We start from the raw sequence: 14,411 nt of genomic DNA, 5'->3' as shown, positions 1-14,411 counted from the left end.
GGGGCGGCAGGGAGCGGGAACATGAGCGTTGGGCGCGCGTTGTCACTCGCGTGCGGCTTCGGTAGAGTGACGCAAACCAAACGAGGTGACATTATGAGCGGACTTCTCGCGCTACTGGACGATGTAGCGACGATTGCCAAAGTGGCGGCAACCAGTATCGACGATATCGCAGCGGGCGCGGCCAAAGCGGGGGCGAAGGCGGCGGGGGCGGTGATCGATGACGCCGCTGTGACGCCAAAATATGTCGCGGGGTTCTCACCGGCGCGCGAATTGCCAATTGTGGGCAAGATCGCCATCGGCTCAATTCGTAATAAGCTTTTGATATTGTTGCCTGCCGCGCTTTTGCTATCGGCCTTCGCGCCTTGGTTGATTGTGCCGCTGCTTATGTTGGGGGGGAGCTATCTTTGTTTTGAGGGGGCGGAGAAAATCTATCACCTGTTCAAGCCTCACGCGCCCTATGCCGACGGTCATTTGCCCGCCACGGACGATGCGGAACATCTTGAAGCGAGCAAAATTGCGGGCGCGGTGAAAACCGATTTTATTCTCTCGGCGGAGATCATGACGATCGCGCTTGCGGCGTTGCCCGCGGGCCAGCCGGTCTGGATGCAGGCGATTGCACTTGCGATGGTGGCGGTCGGGATCACGGTTATTGTTTACGGCGGTGTGGCTTTGATTGTGAAGGCGGATGATGTCGGGCTGTGGCTTGCGCGCGTCGGACGTCTGGCGGCGACACGGGCGTTGGGGCGCGGGATCGTTCAGATCATGCCGGGATTCTTGGCCGCCTTGATGGCGGTGGGCACGGCGGCGATGATCTGGGTCGGCGGCTCGATCTTGCTGCATGGCTTGGGCGAGCTGGGTTTGCACGCGCCCTATGACTGGATACATCATCAGGCGGTGGCGGCGGCTGCGGCATTGCCGGAGTTCGCGGGGATCGTTGAATGGGCGGTTACGGCGTTCTTTGACGGGGTGTTCGGGCTGATCATCGGGATGATTTTGATCCCGATCGTGGCGAAGATTATTGATCCGGCGATCCATGCCGTGACACGCAAGGCATGATCGGATCGATGACGCAGCTCTCCCACCCAGACGCCGAGGATCTGTTTCCGGTCAGCCTTTCGGAGCGCGCAGCCGCGGCTGCCACCGCGAAAGATGCGCGCCGGTCAGAATTTTTGCAGGCGGGAATCGAAGTTCTGGCCGAGTCGGGCTGGCAAGGCACGACGATGACCAAGATCGCCCAACGCGCGAGCGCCTCGAAAGAGACGATATACGCGTGGTTCGGGGATAAATCGCGGTTCTTTGAGGAGCTTGTTTCGCTGCGTTCGGCACAGTTGGACGAAGCTTTGGGCAAGAGTTTGGAGGCGAATGACGGCGATCTCTCCGCGGGGTTGACGGCATGGGGCGAGGTGATGCTGGCGCTTTTGGTGGGGCCACAATCCATTGCTTTGCACCGTGCCGCAATCGCCGAGGCGGGGCGGGCGGATCTTGGCGGGCATTTGGTGTTGGGGGGGCGCGGGGCGTCTTTGCCGCGCCTCGCGCGCTGGCTCGAAGCGCAGACGGGGGTGGAGATCGCGCAGGAGGGTCACCGCGGGCGGCTGACGCTTCCCGATGGCGCTTTGGAGGCCGCCGAGGACTATCTTGCGCTCCTCAAGGGCGATACCCAACTGCTCTGCCTTCTTGATGCTGCCGCGCCCCTTCCGCCGAGCGAAATCGAGCGCCGCGCGCGGCGGGCAACACGCCTGTTCTTGATGCTATACGCCGCCTAGGGACGTCACACACGCGCATCACAAAAAAAAGCCCCGCCAGAGCGATCTCTGGCGGGGCTTTTAACTTCGAGGCAAGCGCGATCAATCGCGGAAGCTTTTGCTTTCCTTGATCTGATCCCATGCCCAGACGACTTGTTGCAACAATTCTTCCTGACTGCGGTCGCCGCCGTTCATATCGGGATGCAGAACCTTGATCAGGGCCTTGTATTGCTTGCGCAGTTCCGGCTTGGTCATGGTGTCGCGGCCCTCGAGAATCTCGACTGCGCGGCGCTCGGTGGGTGGCAACTTCCGGCCCACCACCTGACGGCCCGGGTTTTGCGTCGCGTTTTGCCCCAAAATTTCCATCGGGTCGGAAATCCCATGCCGCGACCAGCCGAGTTTTTCATCATTGGCGCGGTTGAAGGGCTTGGTGGGGCGTTCCCAAACGGTTGCGTTATCGAGGAAGGCTTGGAATTCCTCCTCGGACTGACCTTGGAAGTAATTCCAGTTCAGATTGTATTCACGCACGTGATCTTTGCAGAACCAGAAGTAGTCATCGAGGATCTTCGGGCTCTTGGGCGCGCGATATTGGCCGCGCTCCTCACAGCCCGCACGGTCGCATTGGCGTGTCGAGGTTTCGAAAGCGCCGGACATGCCGCGCTTCCCCTTCTGACGTTTCTTTTTGTCAGAGGCCGCGGAGATGTTAAATCCGAAGGGATCGTTTTGCATTTTGACCTTCTTTTCACTGCCTGTCTGACTCGGGGGGTGCAGTCTATGCGATTTGCGCGAGATGGATAAGGGGCTGCGCGAAAAATATCGTTCAAATCTGACTAGCTCATTGAAAACAAAATATTTCTTTACGGCAGGATTTCCATCCTGCCCTGCGGCGTGCCAGAGCGTGTTGTTAAGAGCGGGAGCGGGAGAAGGACCGCGGGGTTACTCCGCTGGCCCCAAACGGGGCGCCAGGCCTTCGTTGCTCGCGGTCGATAGCGAGCGTGCCACCGGTTTCGCGCTTTCCGAGGTCGTCACAGGGCCGTTCGCATTTGCGATTTGCATCGCATCGCCCGTCGCAGTGAGCGTCGCTTGCTGCTTTGAGGCCGGTTTCTCGCGGCGGAAGACCATCAGGTTGTGGATGACGGTCGTGCGCGATGTCAGGCCCGAGCGCTCATCAGCGGGCAGGGCCTCAACCCCTTGGAACTCCCAGCCTTCGCGCGCCAATTCGTTGATCGCATCGGTGAGCGTCTGCGCGAATTTGTCGGCATTGGTTTTCAGCGTCCGATGCTTTTCGGCGCGTGTCGGCGCAGGGCGGAGCGTATATTCATACTGCGGCATGGGTCACCTCGTTTTGCCAAAGTCGTTTAGGCCTTTGAGGCGTTGGGGTCAATTGACGAGAGTGTGACAGCGTGCACAAGCCCGCGCACTGTCGCCAGATCGACGCAAAAGGCGCCCCGCGTCGAGGCGCCTTCGCATGATTGGGTCTTTGGGGTCCGAGGCGTCGATCAGAAACCAAGTTTCTTGGCGACGATCTCGTTGACCGCTGCCGGATTGGCCTTGCCGCCCGAGGCTTTAAGAACCTGTCCCGTGAACCAACCCGCAAGTTTCGGGTTTTGCTTGGCTTTTTCGACCTGCTCGGGATTGGCTGCGATGATCTCGTCAACCTGCGCCTCGATCGCACCGAGATCGGTGACCTGTTTCATGCCGCGCTCGACCACGATTTGCGCCGGATCACCGCCCTCGGTGTAGACGATTTCGAACAGGTCTTTCGCGATCTTGCCCGAGATGTCGCCCGATTTGATCAAGGCGACGATCTGGCCGAGTTGCTGGGGCGAGACAGGGCTTTCGTTGATGCCTTTATCGTCCTTTTTGAGGCGACCAAAGAGTTCGTTGATCACCCAGTTCGCGGCGATTTTTCCGTCATTGCCCTCTGCGACCTTCTCGAAGAAGGCCGCGTTCTCGGCCTCCGCCGTCAAGACGTTCGCATCATATTCCGACAGACCGAATTCCTTGACGAACCGGATCTTTTTCGCATCCGGAAGTTCCGGCATTTTGGCGGCGATGTCGTCCACCCATGCCTGTTCGATTTCCAGTGGCAAAAGGTCAGGGCAGGGGAAGTAGCGGTAATCATGCGCTTCTTCCTTTGATCGCATCGAACGGGTCTCGTTCTTGTCGGCATCATAAAGGCGAGTCTCTTGTTTGACCTCGCCGCCGTCTTCGATGATCGCGATCTGACGGCGGGCTTCGTAGTCAATCGCGAGCTGGATGAAGCGCATCGAGTTCATATTCTTGATCTCGCAGCGCGTGCCGAGATGTTTGAAGTCACCCGTCTCGCGGAATTTCTCGTATTGGCCGCGCTTGCACACCGAGACGTTCACATCTGCGCGCAAATTGCCGTTTTGCATGTTGCCATCACAGGTGCCAAGGTAGCGCAAGATCTGGCGCAGCTTCACGACATAGGCCGCCGCCTCCTCCGGCCCGCGGATATCGGGGCGCGAGACGATCTCCATCAGCGCAACGCCGGTGCGGTTCAGGTCGACGAAGGACATATTGGGGTCCATGTCGTGGATCGATTTACCGGCGTCTTGCTCCAGATGGATCCGCTCGACCCGCACCAGCCGCGCAACGCCCGGCCCCATATCAACGAGGATTTCACCCTCACCGACGATCGGATGGTAGAGCTGCGAAATCTGATAGCCTTGCGGAAGATCGGGGTAGAAATAATTCTTGCGGTCGAAGGCGGAGAATAGGTTGATTTGCGCGTTGAGGCCAAGGCCCGTCCGCACGGCTTGCTCGACGCAATATTCGTTGATGACGGGCAACATGCCGGGCATCGCGGCATCGACAAAGGCTACGTTCGAGTTTGGCTCGGATCCAAACAGGGTGGATGCGCCAGAGAACAGCTTTGCGTTGGTGGCGACCTGTGCGTGGATCTCCATCCCGATCACCAGTTCCCAATCGTCTTTCGCTCCTGCGATGACTTTTGGTTCGGGCGAGGTATAGGCGAGATGGTCGAGCATGTGCTGCATCCTTTGCGCGTCGGGCTTTGGGGGCCGGCTGTCTCAATCGGCGGGCCGGAACGGGCCTGCGGGTCGGGCTCTGTAATAGGGCAGGGATCAGGGCTGGGCAAGAGGGGGAGCGGTTGGGATCATGTCCGCAAATCGTGCGGGCAAATCGCGTTGGGGCGGGGTGTCTTGCGCAGGAGGCATCGCATGACAATCCGGGCCTTGATTGGTACTGATGGGCGGCGCTCCGCCTGAGCCCGTCATTAAGACTTGCCGCGCTGGGCGGGTGGCGGCATCATTGGGGTGAGAATTTCGCGCGCGCTACCCGCGCTGTTGACGAGATAGAACGGGTTTATTGCGAGGGGCGCGACATGGGGATCAGGCCGAACGGCATCGCTTTTGCCCGCCGAAAGCAGATCGCCCATGGCGTTGTGGCGCCGCTTGTTTGCGCGCTCATGTCTTTCACTATCGCGGGGCATGGTGCCGTGGCGCAGCCGCTTGCCGTGACGCTTGAGGCGGCCGAACCGGCCATTACGCCCGCCCCTCCAACCCCCGAGATCACGGCGCTGGCTTGGGCGGACCGTGCGCAGGTGGCGCATCTTGGTCTTCAGATTGACCGCTACAAGACGCCCGCCGCGCCTGCGCGATCGGATCGGCCCGTTGAACGTCCATGGGAGGGGCCGCGCATCCCCAAGCTGCGCTGGGACGGGCGACAAAATGCTGGCGCGTGGAGCTATGCCGCCATCAGCGCGATCGAGCGCAACAGCGGCACTCTCACGGGCCAGATCCCGAGCGATATCGATACGTTTTGCCCCGCGTATGCGGGTGCAAGCGATTATGAGCGTGCCGCATTTTGGGCGGCGCTCGTGTCCGGCATCGCGCGGTTTGAAAGCCATTTCAAGCCACGAGCGGCTGGCGGCGGCGGGCGTTGGATTGGGTTGATGCAGATTTCACCCGCGACGGCGCAGCATTATAATTGCAAGCTGCCGGAGGATCAGACGGCGGACGGGCTCAAAATTGGCGCGGCTAATGTGAGTTGCGCGATCAAGATCCTCGCGCGCCAAGTGGGGCGCGACGGGCAGATTGCCGGCAAAGCGGGTGCATGGCGCGGCGCGGCGCGGGATTGGGCGGTGATGCGCAAGCCGGAGCTGCGCGAGAATATCGCGGCCTGGACGCGCAAGCAGCCCTATTGCCAAGGGAAATAAACAGGGCGCACTCGGACGCGCGGATCAGGTAGCGATGATCCCGCGGCGCAAAAATTCAGCACGAAGCTTTTTGATCGGCGGCAGGGCATCTGGCGGCAGGGCAATGCGCGGCCCATTGGCCATCACCAGCACACATTCGTCATCCGAAAAAACGCCGGTTCTCAGGCGTGCGGACCGGATATCGCGGAACGGAAAATGTCTGATCTCGCGGTGGTCGAACACCTCTAACGCAAGGGGCGTGAATCGCAGCCCTGCGGTCGGGTTGCGCACCAAGCGCCACAAAACAACGCCGATATAGGCTGTAACCGGAATAGCGGCGAGGAGGGCGTTCGCGAAGATGACCGTATATCCCGTGATCATGCCAACGCCGAGCGCGGCATAGGTCGCGGGGCGTCGGGCTTGAAGACGGTACTCGTAAAACACGTCAGAGGACTGGTGAAGGGATGTCATTCGCCTCTAAAGCAAGCTTAATGTGGCGGAAATAGGGCGCCCAGACGCTTGATTTCGGGATCGGTGACCAGATTGAAACAGCAGGTGCCTTCCGCGCGGATTGATCTGTGCGGCGCACTCAATCCGAGGGAGGTCCGGCCCGCGCAATGACGCGCGGGCCCCGACTGTTTTAGCCTTTTGCGAGCCGCTCAACCATCTCGCCCAAATCGCGCGAAAGGGACGGCGTGCCGAGGAGTTTCGCAAAGACCATCTGTGCCTGTGCGCGGCGGCGATCGTCGAACTGCGACCATGTCTGGAACGCGGTCGACATGCGCGCGGCGGTCTGCGGATTTTTCGGATCAAGCGTGAGAAGCCAATCACCGTAGAACCGGTAGCCTGCGCCATCCGCGCGGTGGAACGCGGCGTGATTTGCGGCGAGCCCGCCGAGCAACGCGCGGAATTGATTGGGGTTTTTCCAATCGAACAACGGGTGGCCTGCCAATTCCTCCGCGCGTGCGACGGCCTGATCTTTGGGCGCGTAGGCCAGCTCGACGCTGAACCATTTGTCCATCACCAGCCGCTCCCCCTTCCATTGCTCATAGAACGCGGCGCTGGCTTGGGCGCCGATGCCATGGGCAATCAACAGGCCGAGTGCCCCGATCTGATCCGTCATATTCTGCGCGTTGGCAAAGGCTTGCTGCGCGCGCACGCCTTTATCGATATGGGTCAGATGGGCCAAAATTGCACGTCGGAGCGCGCGCTTGCCCGTGGGCTCCGCATCGGGCGAATACGTGCCCGCAATCTCCGCCGCATCATAAAGCGCTACGAGAGCCGTTTCGTGACGGCTGGCGATCGCGGCAGAAAGGGTGTTGCGCGCACCCTCAATCGCATCCGGATCAGGAAGGTCGCCCTGCGTGCACAGCAATTTGGCGATTTCGTCATCCGAGGGCAGTTGCAAGCACAGCGCGCGGAACGCGGGCGCGGGGAGGGGATCGGCCAGAAAATCGCCCAAAGCCGAGAGATAATCCGAAGCCGCCGCCAAAGGCGCGCCGTTCGACAAGGCCGCCAGCGCCGCCAGCGCGAGATCGCGACCGGCTTCCCATCGATTAAACGGGTCGGTGTCATGGGCAAAGAGGAACGCACGGTGATCAACCGTCGGATCAAGCCGCAGCATCACCGGCGCGGAGAAACCCCGAAGGATCGAGGGGTGCGGGCGCTCGGCCAAGCCGTCAAAGCAGAAGCTCTGCTCGGGTTGGTCCATTTCCAAAACCTGTTCCGTACCCAGCATTTTGGCCGAAGGATCAAACAGCGCGACACGAATCGGAATGACGCGGGCAGGTTTGTCGGGTTGGTTGGGTGTCGGGGCGGTGCTTTGGGTAAAGGTCAGGGTAAAGCGCCCATCTTCCCAAGTCTCGCGCACGCTGACCTCCGGCGTGCCCGCGTCCGTGTACCATCGCTTGAATTGCGACAGATCACGGTTGGAGACCTCCGCGAAGACCGCCAGCCAATCTTCAATGGTGCAGGCCTGCCCGTCGTGGCGGTCAAAATAGAGCGCGGTGCCTTTGGCCCAAGCCTCCTCGCCGATCACGCTGCGCAGCATCCCGATGATTTCTGCGCCTTTCTCGTAGATCGTGGCGGTGTAGAAATTGTTGATCTCGATATAGCTATCGGGGCGCACGGCGTGCGAGAGCGGGCCTTGATCCTCGCGGAACTGGCGCGCGCGCAGGGTCATCACATCGTCAATCCTCTTCACCGCGCCCTTGCGGACATCGGCGGTGAAGGTCTGGTCGCGGTAGACCGTCAGCCCCTCTTTGAGGCAAAGCTGGAACCAGTCGCGGCAGGTGATGCGGTTGCCGGTCCAGTTGTGGAAATACTCGTGCCCGATGACGGCCTCGATACGCTCATAATCCAGATCTGTCGCGGTCTCGGGCGAGGCGAGAACCAGCTTGGAGTTGAAAATGTTCAAGCCTTTGTTTTCCATCGCGCCCATATTGAAGTCGTCGACGGCGACAATGTTGAAAATGTCCAAGTCATAGGCGCGGCCCCAAACACGCTCGTCCCACTCCATTGAGCGGATCAATGCCTCCATCGCGAAGCCGCAGCGCCCTTCATCGCCCGGCCGGACGTAAATATTGAGCGCGACGTCGCGGCCCTCGGAGGTGGTGAAGCTGTCCGAGATATGGCGTAAATCCCCCGCAACCAGCGCGAAGAGATACGCAGGCTTCGGCCAAGGGTCGGACCATTCCGCCCATCCGCGCCCGTCGTCATCCTTGCCTGACGCGACGGGATTGCCGTTTGAGAGCAAGACAGGCTCCCTGCCCTCAATACGCACATCAAAGCGGCTCATGACATCGGGGCGGTCGGGGTAGAAGGTAATTTTGCGGAAGCCTTCCGCCTCACATTGCGTGCAATACATGCCATTGGACATATAGAGCCCCTCAAGCGCGGTGTTGCTCGCGGGTGCGATCTCGACCTCCGTCTCGAGGACGAACGCGGCGCGCGGCAGCCGCTCTGCGGGGATCGTCAGGACGGTGTCGGTGAGGTGATATCCCGTCACAGCCACGCCGTCGATTTCAATCCGCTGCAGCTTCAACCCTTCGCCGTCGAGAACCAGATCCGCGATCTGACCGTGCGGCGTCAGATGCAGGCGGGCGATCACGCGGGTGGCGGTCGGCGCAAGCGCGAAGCGAAGCTGCGTGCGCGAGAGGTCGAAGGGGTAGGGTTGGTAGTCGGCCAACAAGGTAGGTGTCGGGGCGAGCGGGGAGATTTGGCCGTCCATCAAGCGGATCCTTTGCTTTGCGCGCGGAACATATCGCGCCGTCAGACGTTAGGTTTATGAGCGCGGCGCTTCAAGGTCGCCGCACATTAAAATGTTCTGCGCCGAGCGCGCCGCCCCTAAAACCCTCAATGCGGCGCCGTTCACATTTTCGCAGATCCCATTCGAGAGGAGAGAATGAATGTCCGCTCCAGATACCAATATTCACAAGGAAACCCGCCGCCACCGCCCTGCGTTGCTTGGCATCGGCGCGGCTGTTCTATTCGGGTTGTTGATGTTCTTCGCAGTCGGATTTGAGGCTGCAGAGGATGCCGATGCGCCGGCGGTTGTTGCGCCGCAAGGGGAAAGCGGTGTGACGACCGATGCGACAGGGACAATTCCGGGTGCGACTGAAGGGTCCGCCGACACCGCGAACCCCGATGTGTCTGTAGAGGAGGGCGCGCCCGCGGCACAATAATACGCGCCAAAAGGCTCTGATGCCCGCGCCTTCGCGCGAGGTGACACGATCAGGCCCGCCGCAGCTGGTGACGGAAACCAAAATTGGTTCCCTCGCGCAGATGCGGCGGGTCTGTGCATATGCGCACCTTCAACCCACTGTTCGCAATGATATGCGCGCTATATGATAGGGTCAAAGCGCTTCTAGCCGCGACTGCCGACGCGTGACCGTAGGGTCTCACAGCGGTATTCGTTATCCCTGTTTTTAGGGCGGGCTCGCGCACCGAGTTACAGGAGAGCCACATGACAAGGCCAATCGTTGGCATTATCGGCAATTTCGATCTGCTGAATGACGAATATCCCGTTCATACGTCGGGCGTTATGAACTCCGAGGCGCTGACCCAAGCTTCCGGCTGTTTGCCCATCGTTATCCCCGCTGACCCGAAGCTTGTGAGCGTTGAGGAAGTGATGGAGCTATGCGACGGGTTCTTGTTCACGGGGGGGCGCCCGAATGTGCACCCGTCCGAATATGGGCACGAGGAAACCCCCGCGCATGGCACGTTTGACCGCGCGCGCGACGGGCTTGCGCTGCCGCTGATCCGCGCCTTGGTCGAGGCGGGGCAGCCGTTTTTGGGCATTTGCCGCGGCTTTCAGGAGGTCAATGTCGCGATGGGCGGTACGCTTGCGCCCGAGATCCGTGATTTGCCCGGCCGGATGAACCACCGGATGCCGACAGAAGGTACGCTGGAGGATCGTTTCTCGCGCCGCCATAAGGTCACGCTCACGCAAGGGGGGGCGTTCGCGAACCTGTTTGGGGCGGAGAAGATCGAGACCAACACCCTTCACGGTCAGGGAATTTGCACTGCGGGACCGCGGGTGATCGTGGAAGGGCGCGCCGAGGATGGCACGGCCGAGGCGATCCGCATCGATGGCGCGCCGGGCTTTACCCTCGCGGTGCAGTGGCACCCCGAATTCAAAGCGGCGCAAGACCCGATCTCGAAGCCGTTGTTTGAGGCCTTTGGCGAGGCGTGCCGCGCTTACCACGCCCAGAAGATGGGCAAAGCCCGCGCGGCCTAGCTAGGCCGCGCGGGCCCTCTTATTACACGAAATCAATGGCTTGCACGAAAGGAAGATCGCGCAAGCGCTGACCCGTCAAATCGAAGATAGCATTCGCGAGCGCGGGCGCTGCGGGCGGTGTGCCGGGCTCGCCGACGCCCGTGGGTGTGTCGCCCGACGATAGGATAACCACCTCGAAAGGCGGGCAATTTGGCATCCGCACCGCCTCAAAATCGGGGAAATTCTGCTGAATCACGGCGCCGTCTTCCAAGGTAATCTCGCCATAAATCGCGGCAGACAGGCCATAGACCATCGCGCCTGTCATCTGCGCTTCGATAATCATTGGGTCCAGCGCGACGCCAGGATCGCAGGCAATGACGGCGCGGGTGATCTTCACGCTGCCCTCTACCTCTTGCACCTCGATCATCTGCGCGACGGGCGTTCCGAAAGAGTGACAAAATGCGACGCCGCGTCCGGTTTTTACCGCGCCCGATCGTCCATCTGACGCGGCCTGCGCCCAGCCAAAGCGATCGGCGCAGGCTTCAAGAACGGCGCGCGATGCAGGGTCGGAAATCTGCGCCAGCCGGAACGCCAGCGGATCGGCCCCTGCCGCATGGGCGAGTTCGTCGATATAGCTTTCCATCACGAAGCTGCCGATCGAATGGCCGACCGACCGCCAAAACCCGACCGGCACCGGCAGTTCGGCCAAGTATCCCTCAACCCGCAGATGTGACAGCGCGTAGGGCTGGTTCGCAATCCCGTCCAGATGCGCATGATCGGGCCCCACGGTAAGCGGCAGGCCGAGCATCCGCGAAGCCGCCGCACGTGTCACCGATTGCGCCGCCAGTTGGATATGCGCGGCGGCGACGGGCGCGTCACTGCGTATCGGCATCGCCCAGCCGCGGGCGCGTGCCACCGCGGCGGGCCGATAAACGTCATGCGTCATGTCCTCCTCGCGTGACCACATGAGTTGAACGGGTGTCCCGGGCATTTTGGCTGCAAGCTCGGCCGCGGGCGTCACGTAATCTGTCTCGATTCGCCGCCCGAACCCGCCCCCGAGGAACATCGTGTGGACGGTGGCAAAACGCGCCCCCGCGTCGCGCACGCCTTGGGCCTTGAGTGCGGCGTCTTGCGCCACGGAAGGGCCTTGAACCCCCGCCCAAATCTCGATCTGGTCGTCATGCAGCCAAGCGGTCGCGCTCATCGGTTCCATCGTCGCATGCGCGAGATAGGGCAGGCGGTAATCGGCCTCCACAAGCACGGCGCCTTCTGGCGGGGTGCCCGTCGCATCGCCTTCGTCACGCGCGGTGAGATTAGCCGAGCCATCCAACGCCGCGGCCAATGTGTCCCAAACGGCGGTCATCTCCAAGCCGGCGCCGGATGTCGGGGCCTGCCATTCGGGCGTCAACGCCTCGGCGCCCTGCATTGCGGACCAACTGTTGCCCGCCACCACGGCAAACCCGTCGCCGATCCGGTGGACGGCCTCGACGCCCGCAATCGCCAAAGCCGGCGCGGGATCAAGCGCGGCAAGGGTCGCGCCGAATTGCGGGGGCTGGCGCAGGGTCGCAAACCGCATTCCCGGCAACCGCACATCCATTCCGTATTGCGCCGTGCCCGTGACCTTGCCGACCATATCCGTGCGGGGGAGCGATGTGCCGAGCAATCGCCAATCGGATTTGGGCCGCAGCGCGATCTCGCCGATATCGATCTGGGCGGCTGTGGTGGCGAGTGTGGCATAGGGCAGAACGCGCCCGTCAGCCGTTACCACCGCGCCGTCCTTTGTCGTCAGCCCGTCGCGCCCCTCCGTTTGGGCGGCCGCCTGAAGCAGCGCCTCACGCGCCGCGGCGCCCGCGATCCGCATCCGTGTGAAGGCATCGCGCGTGGAGCTTGATCCGCCAGTGACTTGCAGGCCGATGGCCTTGGGCAAGAGCGCCGTGCCTTGCGCGACCGTGTCGAGCCAGCCGGTGCGTTTCCATGAGGGAACCGGAAAGCCACCCTCAATCAGCGCACCGTTATAATAGGCGCGCGCGGCGGGGCCGTGGATGACACGAATGTCCTCCCAGGCGAGATCCAGTTCTTCTGCGACCAATGCGGCGAGTGTGGTACTCACGCCTTGGCCCATCTCGGCGCGCGGCACGACGATGGTGGTTTCCTCGCCGATGATGACGAAGGGGTTGAGCGCGCCGTCGAAGCTATCCTCCAACGGGTTCTCAAACTCGCGCTTCGCAGTGTAGACGCCGAAGGCCGCACCGCCCGCGATGAGGGCAGAGCCAACCAGAAAGCTGCGTCGTGTGAGGGTTTTCGCGGCGTTGAGCGCGCGATTGCTGTGGGGGCGGCTCATTGCGATGTCTCCGGTGTGGGCTGGCTGGCGGCATCGGTTGGCGCAAGCGGGGCGCGCTGGGCGAAGGGTTTGGCCTTCTCAATCTCGGCAGCGGCCGTGTGGATCGCAGCACGGATGCGCGGATAGGTGCCGCAGCGGCACAGATTGCCCGCCATCGCTTCGTCAATTTGCGCGTCGTCAGGGTTTGGCACCTCTGCCAGAAGGGCGGCTGCTTGCATGATCTGCCCCGATTGGCACCAACCGCATTGCGCGACCTGATGCGTAATCCAGGCCGCTTGAATCGGCGCGAGAAGATCCGGCGTGCCGATGCCTTCAATCGTGGTGATCTCGCCCTCAACGGCCTCGATCGGCAACTGGCACGACCGCCATGCGGTGCCGTCCATCATGACCGTGCACGCGCCGCATGCCGCCACGCCGCAGCCGTATTTCGTGCCCGTCATCCCGAGAATATCGCGCAAGACCCAAAGCAGCGGCATGCCCTCGGGCGCGTCGACGAGATGTGTTTGACCATTGATCGTGACGGGGTAGGGCATTGAAATCTCCTGCTGGTTCGGCGGTAGAGTAAACTGAGCGAGAGGCGAAATCCAAAGGATACTGCGCGGCGTTTCGCAACGGCATTTTAATGCGCTCGATCTGATCGGGCGCCGACGCGCGTTGTGAGAGACGGAAGTGGGCTTGTGCAGGCGGATTTTCAATAGGGGACTGATCAGCCAGCGATTTTCGCGTATCAATGGGTTGAGAGAACGGGATTCGGCGCGCCGCGCGTCTTTGCCCGTCGAACAGCGAGGCGATATGAGCAAACTCATCTACATCCTGAACGGACCCAATCTGAACTTGCTGGGCCAGCGCCAGCCCGAGATTTACGGCCACGCGACGTTGCAAGATGTCGAGCACGCATGCGCCGCGGTTGCGCAGGCGCAAGGGTTTGACGTGGCTTTGTTCCAATCGAACCATGAAGGGGTCATTATCGACACCATTCATGAGGCGCGGCTGAAAGCGGCGGCTATTGTCATCAATCCGGGGGCGTTCACGCATACATCGGTGGCGATTTTGGATGCGCTCAACGCGTTTGAGGGGCCCGTCTTTGAGGTCCATATCTCGAATGTTCACAAGCGCGAGGCGTTTCGCCATCATTCTTATGTTTCGATGCGGGCCGATGGGGTGATGGCTGGCTTCGGTGTCGAGGGTTATTCGCTGGCAGTTCGACGCGTCTGCTCGATTTTGACAAAATAGTCAGCATTGCTTACCAATCGACGGGTGAGGCGGGGCATTCCCGCCTTTCCTCACCCTTGCCGCAGGGTAAGCCCCTCATCTTCCGAGTATCAAAATTATCTACACCCCCTCCTTCTGGCACTTTTGTTACCGTAGTGACTGGTTTTCGCGGATCGAGACACAAAAAATATCGCGCTAGGCACCGCGGTGTCGAAA

At 61.4% G+C, this 14,411-nt stretch carries 12 protein-coding genes and 1 pseudogene; 6 read left to right on the top strand and 7 right to left on the bottom strand.

The genetic code is table 11. From position 1 onward, the window contains the following. The first annotated feature begins 93 nt into the window (after positions 1 to 93). Both SJY32_RS09140 and SJY32_RS09135 read left to right on the top strand, forming a co-directional pair. Complete coding sequence (locus SJY32_RS09140) at positions 94 to 1,056, top strand: DUF808 domain-containing protein (RefSeq protein WP_376874084.1); 963 nt, start codon at positions 94 to 96, stop codon at positions 1,054 to 1,056. A gap of 8 nt (positions 1,057 to 1,064) precedes the next feature. Then, complete coding sequence (locus SJY32_RS09135) at positions 1,065 to 1,763, top strand: TetR/AcrR family transcriptional regulator (RefSeq protein WP_376874082.1); 699 nt, start codon at positions 1,065 to 1,067, stop codon at positions 1,761 to 1,763. Positions 1,764 to 1,844: 81 nt separating this feature from the next. On the opposite strand, the gene SJY32_RS09130 is transcribed toward SJY32_RS09135, so the two are convergent. The 3 genes from SJY32_RS09130 to gatB all read right to left on the bottom strand — a co-directional run bounded on the left by SJY32_RS09130 (position 1,845) and on the right by gatB (position 4,756). After that, a complete protein-coding gene (locus SJY32_RS09130; protein WP_376874080.1) occupies positions 1,845 to 2,471 on the bottom strand; it encodes a J domain-containing protein in 627 nt (208 codons plus the stop codon). 207 nt (positions 2,472 to 2,678) lie between these two features. Next, complete coding sequence (locus SJY32_RS09125) at positions 2,679 to 3,074, bottom strand: DUF4177 domain-containing protein (RefSeq protein WP_376874078.1); 396 nt, start codon at positions 3,072 to 3,074, stop codon at positions 2,679 to 2,681. 167 nt (positions 3,075 to 3,241) lie between these two features. Beyond that, positions 3,242 to 4,756 carry an Asp-tRNA(Asn)/Glu-tRNA(Gln) amidotransferase subunit GatB gene (gene gatB / locus SJY32_RS09120; RefSeq protein ID WP_376874076.1) on the bottom strand — a complete coding sequence of 505 codons (1,515 nt, stop codon included), beginning with the start codon at positions 4,754 to 4,756 and terminating at the stop codon, positions 3,242 to 3,244. A gap of 356 nt (positions 4,757 to 5,112) precedes the next feature. Here gatB and SJY32_RS09115 point away from each other — a divergent pair, with 356 nt between their 5' ends. Beyond that, positions 5,113 to 5,946, top strand: a complete 834-nt coding sequence (locus SJY32_RS09115) for a transglycosylase SLT domain-containing protein (protein WP_376874074.1) — start codon at positions 5,113 to 5,115, stop codon at positions 5,944 to 5,946. Positions 5,947 to 5,970: 24 nt separating this feature from the next. On the opposite strand, the gene SJY32_RS09110 is transcribed toward SJY32_RS09115, so the two are convergent. Both SJY32_RS09110 and pepN read right to left on the bottom strand, forming a co-directional pair. Then, positions 5,971 to 6,396: a hypothetical protein gene (locus SJY32_RS09110; RefSeq protein ID WP_376874072.1), complete on the bottom strand. Its 426-nt coding sequence runs from the start codon at positions 6,394 to 6,396 to the stop codon at positions 5,971 to 5,973. Positions 6,397 to 6,565: 169 nt separating this feature from the next. Beyond that, positions 6,566 to 9,154: an aminopeptidase N gene (gene pepN / locus SJY32_RS09105; RefSeq protein WP_376874070.1), complete on the bottom strand. Its 2,589-nt coding sequence runs from the start codon at positions 9,152 to 9,154 to the stop codon at positions 6,566 to 6,568. Positions 9,155 to 9,332: 178 nt separating this feature from the next. Here pepN and SJY32_RS09100 point away from each other — a divergent pair, with 178 nt between their 5' ends. Together SJY32_RS09100 and SJY32_RS09095 are read left to right on the top strand one after the other, a co-directional pair. Then, positions 9,333 to 9,608, top strand: coding sequence for a hypothetical protein (locus tag SJY32_RS09100; protein WP_376874068.1), 276 nt, complete (start codon positions 9,333 to 9,335; stop codon positions 9,606 to 9,608). Positions 9,609 to 9,889: 281 nt separating this feature from the next. Next, a complete protein-coding gene (locus SJY32_RS09095; protein ID WP_376874066.1) occupies positions 9,890 to 10,663 on the top strand; it encodes a gamma-glutamyl-gamma-aminobutyrate hydrolase family protein in 774 nt (257 codons plus the stop codon). Positions 10,664 to 10,685: 22 nt separating this feature from the next. Here SJY32_RS09095 and SJY32_RS09090 read toward each other — a convergent pair whose 3' ends face one another. After that, on the bottom strand, positions 10,686 to 12,983 hold the full coding sequence (locus SJY32_RS09090; protein WP_376874064.1) for a molybdopterin cofactor-binding domain-containing protein: 2,298 nt from the start codon (positions 12,981 to 12,983) through the stop codon (positions 10,686 to 10,688). A 71-nt stretch (positions 12,984 to 13,054) separates the two neighbouring features. Next, positions 13,055 to 13,516: pseudogene (locus SJY32_RS09085) on the bottom strand ((2Fe-2S)-binding protein); the annotation flags it as partial. 259 nt (positions 13,517 to 13,775) lie between these two features. Here SJY32_RS09085 and aroQ point away from each other — a divergent pair. Next, positions 13,776 to 14,216, top strand: a complete 441-nt coding sequence (aroQ, locus tag SJY32_RS09080; RefSeq protein WP_376874062.1) for a type II 3-dehydroquinate dehydratase — start codon at positions 13,776 to 13,778, stop codon at positions 14,214 to 14,216. Positions 14,217 to 14,411 lie beyond the last annotated feature (195 nt).

Source organism: Albirhodobacter sp. R86504, from assembly GCF_042466415.1.
Lineage (GTDB): Bacteria > Pseudomonadota > Alphaproteobacteria > Rhodobacterales > Rhodobacteraceae > Albirhodobacter.
Note: the sequence above shows the minus strand (reverse complement) of the source record. Positions and strands in the feature narration are given on the sequence as shown.